This window comes from uncultured Phenylobacterium sp., assembly GCF_902826855.1.
In the GTDB taxonomy this organism is placed as follows: Bacteria; Pseudomonadota; Alphaproteobacteria; order Caulobacterales; family Caulobacteraceae; genus Phenylobacterium.
The window spans coordinates 1-5,174 of the sequence record NZ_CADEGK010000270.1 but is presented as its reverse complement, the minus strand read 5'-3'; the positions used below and the strand labels follow the sequence as shown (position 1 = coordinate 5,174).

The window sequence follows — 5,174 nt, the reverse complement described above, 5'->3', positions numbered from 1 at the left end:
TGATCAAATTTGCAGAGCCGCGCAGGCTGGATGACTTTGTGCTTCAGCTGAAACCAACCATCCGTGTCTCGTGGGGTGACCGGCGGACGTGACACCGACCGCTTTCCACCCTGAACAGCCAGGCAGCATGCGACCCGTTGCGGTCATTCGCTCAGGAGATTGCGGAGGCTAATGTGAAGGCCGCGGTCGCGGAACGAGGTAATCAACAATCGACCAACTAGAGCGGTAGCCGACAAACACGATTCGAGAGGGATTGAACGAACCCGCTTACGCGGGATTTGAGTGAGCGTTTAGGGGGAAGCGCTCCTGTCTGAGAGGATTGCGGTTGTTGAAGCCCGATCCTAGAGACAGGAGTACTCCCGATGGCCGAGATGAGCCCCCTGCGCCGGCGCATGATCGAGGACATGACCGTCCGCAATCTGTCGCCGGCGACGCAGCGATCCTACCTGCACGCGGTTACGAAGTTCAGCCGATATTTTGGCCGCTCGCCGGAGCGGCTGGATATCGAGGATGTACGGGCCTTCCAGGTCCATCTGGTCTCGACGGGCATCTCGTGGCCGGCGCTGAACCAGACGGTCTGCGCGTTACGGTTCTTCTACGGTGTCACGCTCGGTCACGGCGAGATTCCCGAGCGGATCCCGTATGCGCGCGAGCCGCGCAAGTTGCCGGTGGTGCTGAGCGCCGACGAGGTGGTGCGGTTTCTCGAAGCGGTGCCGAGCCTGAAGACGCGTGTCGTGCTGACGACGGCCTACGCGGCCGGACTGCGGGCGTCCGAGGCGGTCGGCCTGAAGGTCGCCGATATCGACAGCGGCCGGATGGTGATCCGCGTCGAGCACGGCAAGGGCGGCAAGGACCGTTACGTCATGCTGTCGGCGCAGCTGCTGGGCGTGCTGCGCACCTACTGGCGCCTCGCCCGCCCCAGGACATGGCTGTTCCCGGGCCGTGACGAGAGCAAGCCGATCGACGTCCAGGTGCTTTATGCGGCTTGCCGCTCCGCGTGCGCGGCGGCCGGCCTGGCCAAGCGGGTGACGGTGCATACGCTGCGGCACAGCTTCGCCACGCACCTGCTGGAGAGCGGCACCGATATCCGCATCATCCAGGTGCTGCTGGGGCACAGCAACCTGTCGAGCACGGCCCGCTACACGCGGGTCTCGAGCGGCCTGATCCGGCGCACCGAGAGCCCGCTCGACAGGCTCTCGCTCGACGTGGTGCCACCGGCGTGATCCAGCATCATGCCGGCCGGTCTGGAACTGGCGGACGTGTTCCGCCACCATGGCGAGGACTATCGCCGCGCGCATGACGGTCACCTGGGCCGCGTCGAGCGGCGGGTGATGAGCGCCATAGAGCTGTGCCGGACGGCGGCGCTGGGCGGCCATGTCGAGCGTTGTTCCGACTGCGGCCTCGTCCGCCAGGCCTACAACTCCTGCCGCAACCGGCACTGTCCGAAGTGCCAGGGACACGCCCGCGCCGACTGGCTCGCGGCCCGGCAGGCCGAGTTGCTGCCCGTGCCCTACTTCCACGTCGTCTTCACGCTCCCGGCCGAGGTTGCCGGCGTCGCCTTCCAGAACAAGGCGGTGCTCTATGCCATGCTGTTCCGCACCGCGGCCGAGACGCTGCGCACGGTCGCCGCCGACCCGAGGCATCTCGGCGCCGAGATCGGTCTTGTCGCCGTGCTCCACACCTGGGGCCAGAACCTGCACCATCATCCGCACGTCCATTGCGTCGTGCCGGGCGGCGGGCTGTCGCTGGAGCCTGCCCCGGCGGAAGCCGGAGGCAGGCACTGGGTCGCCTGCCGGCCAGGCTTCTTCCTGCCGGTGCGCGTGCTCTCGCGGCTGTTCCGCCGATTGTTCCTCGACGCCCTGCGCGCCGCCTTCGAGAGCGGCCAACTCGGCTTCTTCGGCGAACTCGCCAAGCTCGCGGAACCCGCCGCCTTCACCCGATGGCTCGCCGAGCGGCGCCGGGTCGAATGGGTGGTCTACGCCAAGCCGCCCTTCGGCGGCCCCGCCCAGGTGCTGGCCTATCTCGGCCGCTACACCCACCGCGTCGCCATCGCCAACTCCCGGCTGGTCAGCCTGACCGATACCCAGGTCGGCTTCCGCTGGAAGGACTATCGCCACCACGGCAAGACCAAGACCCTGACCCTCGACGCGCACGAGTTCATCCGCCGCTTCCTGCTCCACACCCTGCCGGACGGCTTCCATCGCATCCGCCATTACGGCTTCCTCGCCAACGGCCATCGCGCGGCGAAGATCGCGCTCTGCCGCACGCTGCTCGGGGCGCCGGCGCCGAGCCCGGAAGAGCAACCCGGCGTCGGCGGAACCGTGCCGGCGACCGAGCGGTGCCCCTGCTGCGGCGGTGCCATGATCGTCCTCGGTACGCTGCCACGGCCGGAATCATGCCGCCCATCCTGCCAATGGGACACCTCATGACCGCATGGCGTCCGACCCGCATCGACCTGCTGGTACCGGGCGGCGCGCGCTCCGGCCGAGGCCGCGCGCCGCCTCGCCACGAGCGCGGCTTCATGCCGGGCCGGAACGACCACGACAACGACAAAGCCGCCACCATCGGGGGCGCCCGTGAGGCCGCCGAACCCTGCCAACGGCTCCATGGCCTCCTGGCCCGCCGTCAGCGAGGCATCCCGGACCGGGCCGAACAGCCTCAATCCCCATAGCCAGCCCGCGCCATCCCGCAGGTTCGCTCAATCCGGCTTCAATGAGGTCGCGATCCAGCCCTCGACCGCCGCCAGAGCCGCGCGACCTCACAGAAGCCTCCAGATTCCCAGATTTGAAGAGTTGTGATTCACTTTGGTCGGAGGTGGATCATGGGTATTTGCCGATCTAATGATTTGCGTTTGCGGGTTACGGCGGCGGTGGCCGCCGGCAGTTCGCGCCGAAAGGCAGCGGAGCGTTTTGGGGTGAGCGTTAGTTCTGCGATCCGCTGGAGTGCGCGATCCGCGAACGAGGGTAGTCCAGCACCGCGCAAGCAGGGCCGTCCGGCGGGCAAGGGTCCTTTGGCCGCTCATCTGGACTACCTGATTGCGGTTGTGGAGGCGGTGCCCGACATCACCATGCCTGAGCTGGCGGCTCGGCTGCAGAGCGAGCGCGGGGTGCTCGCCGCCAACGCGTCGCTCTCGAAACTGCTGTGCCGGGCCGGGTTCACATATAAAAAAACAGCTGATGGCGTCGGAGTGCGCACGCGCTGACGTCGCCGAGCGGCGCCGGGTCTGGATCGACCACAGGCAGCCACGCATGCGCCGCCAGCCGGCGCGCCTGGTGTTCATCGACGAGACTTCGGTCAACACCAAGATGACGCGCCAGCGGGGGCGCGCCAAGAAAGGCAAGCGTCTCCAGGCCAGCGCTCCGTTCGGCAAATGGGGGACCCAAACCTTCATTGCCGGTCTGCGTCATGACGGTCTGACGGCGCCATGGGTGATCCCCGGCGCGATGGACCGCGAGGCCTTCAATATCTACATCGAGACGCAGCTCGCGCCGACGCTTGCGCCGGGTGATGTCGTCATCCTCGACAATCTCTCGGTCCACAAAAGTGCCAAGGCCGAAGCCGCAGTCCGCGCCCGCGGCGCATGGATGCTGTTCTTGCCGCAATACTCGCCCGATCTGAACCCGATCGAGATGGCCTTCTCCAAACTCAAGGCCCACCTCCGCAAAGCGGCCGCACGAACCTTCGACGCCTTGATCGAGGCCGTCGGCGATATCTGCGACTTCTATGATCCAGCCGAATGTTGGAACTACTTCAAAGCCGCCGGATATGGATCAGATTAATGGCACGATGCTCTAGTCTAGCTGCGGCCGCCCGAGACCTCGACCCACTGGCCGGTGGTCCATTCGGCGGCGGGCGAGGCGAAGAACACGGCGACGGCCGCCACGTCCTCCGGAGTGCCGATCCGGCCCAGCGGAATGGCCGTGTCGGCGTAATCCTGCGCGGCCTTCTGGTCCCATCCCAGCGATTCGGTCAGCAGATCCGTATAGATCTCGCCGGGCGCGATGCAGTTCACGGTGATTTTCCGCGGCGCCAGTTCGACGGCGAGCGTCCGGCTCATGGCGATGATGCCGGCATTGCCCGAGCCGTAGGCGCCGAAGCCCAGATAAGGGCGGAGCGCGGCGATCGACACCACGTTGATGATCCGGCCGCCGTCGCGCATCCGCTTCGCCGCTTCCTGGGAGCCCTGGAACTTGTGGCGCATGTTGAGGCCGATCTGCTCGTCCCATTTCTCCATGGTGATCTCGTCGAGCGCATAGCCGCGCCGGTCGGTGTTGCCGCCGGCGTTGTTCACCATGATGTCGATGTGGCCGAAATGGCCGACGACCGCATCGAGCGCCGCCGGAAGCGTCTCGGTCTTCATGATGTCGCCGGTCAGCGCCAGGCCGCGCCGGCCGCGCTCGCCGATCTCCGCCGCCACCGCGTCGACGTCCGCCTGCCGGCGCGCCAGCACGGCCACGTCGGCGCCGCACTCGGCCAGCGCCAGTGCGATGCCGCGGCCGATGCCGCGCCCGCCGCCGGTTACCAGCGCCACCTTGCCGTCGAGGCGGAAACGGTCTTGCATTGTCATTTTCGGGCTCTCCCTAGCGAAGTTTTCGCCACCCTAACCTCATCGTCATTCCCGCGCACGCGGTAACCCAGTCGGGGCAAGGGATGAGGCCCGCGTGCGCCTCGATCACGATAAAATCTGGGGTTCAGGAGCGGCCGATGCCTTACGAAGAGCTGGGTTCCCGCGTGCGCGGGAATGACGATTGTGGAGATGTTGACGGCACCGAATCACATCCTATCTTCTGCCGCGCCGAGGGAGTTTCGCCATGACCGCATTCGACGCCGACGCCTATCTGAAGCGCATCGGGCTGACCGCGCCGCCCGAGCCCACCGTCGAAGGTTTGAACGCGCTGCAGCGCGCACAGGTGCTGGCCATTCCGTTCGAGAATTTCGACATCATGCTGGGCCGCGGCATCTCGCTGGAGCCGGACGCGGTGTTCGACAAGCTGGTGCGGCGCCGGCGCGGCGGCTACTGCTTCGAGATCAACGGCCTGCTGCTGACGGCGCTCCAGGCGTTCGGGTTCGAGGCGCGGGCGCTGCTGGGCCGGGTGCACCTGATGGGCCAGACCACCGGGCGGTCGCACCAGATCAGCCTGGTCACCATCGATGGCACGCATTGGATTGCCGAT

Annotated in this window: 5 protein-coding genes and 1 pseudogene; 5 read left to right on the top strand and 1 reads right to left on the bottom strand. The window is 66.9% G+C overall.

Annotated elements, in window-relative coordinates; all coding sequences use genetic code 11:
- The first annotated feature begins 362 nt into the window (after positions 1 to 362).
- From QZV94_RS22955 to QZV94_RS22940, 4 genes and pseudogenes are all read left to right on the top strand, one after another.
- Complete coding sequence (locus tag QZV94_RS22955) at positions 363 to 1,223, top strand: site-specific integrase (protein WP_293682469.1); 861 nt, start codon at positions 363 to 365, stop codon at positions 1,221 to 1,223.
- Positions 1,224 to 1,229: 6 nt separating this feature from the next.
- Positions 1,230 to 2,372 (top strand): annotated as a pseudogene (locus tag QZV94_RS22950) (IS91 family transposase); the annotation flags it as partial.
- 53 nt (positions 2,373 to 2,425) lie between these two features.
- Positions 2,426 to 2,671 (top strand): hypothetical protein, encoded by a 246-nt coding sequence (locus QZV94_RS22945; RefSeq protein ID WP_293682467.1) that lies wholly within the window; start codon positions 2,426 to 2,428, stop codon positions 2,669 to 2,671.
- A 150-nt stretch (positions 2,672 to 2,821) separates the two neighbouring features.
- A protein-coding gene (locus QZV94_RS22940; RefSeq protein WP_293682465.1) for an IS630 family transposase occupies positions 2,822 to 3,779 on the top strand; the annotation gives its coding sequence in 2 pieces (ribosomal slippage) (positions 2,822 to 3,172 and positions 3,174 to 3,779; 957 coding nt in all).
- 17 nt (positions 3,780 to 3,796) lie between these two features.
- Here QZV94_RS22940 and QZV94_RS22935 read toward each other — a convergent pair.
- The gene (locus QZV94_RS22935; protein ID WP_293682471.1) at positions 3,797 to 4,561 is read right to left on the bottom strand and encodes an SDR family NAD(P)-dependent oxidoreductase; all 765 of its coding nucleotides are present in this window, start codon (positions 4,559 to 4,561) and stop codon (positions 3,797 to 3,799) included.
- A 250-nt stretch (positions 4,562 to 4,811) separates the two neighbouring features.
- Between QZV94_RS22935 and QZV94_RS22930 the strand changes: the two genes are divergently transcribed.
- A partial coding sequence (locus tag QZV94_RS22930) for an arylamine N-acetyltransferase (RefSeq protein WP_293682463.1) occupies positions 4,812 to 5,174 on the top strand: 363 nt, incomplete at its 3' end.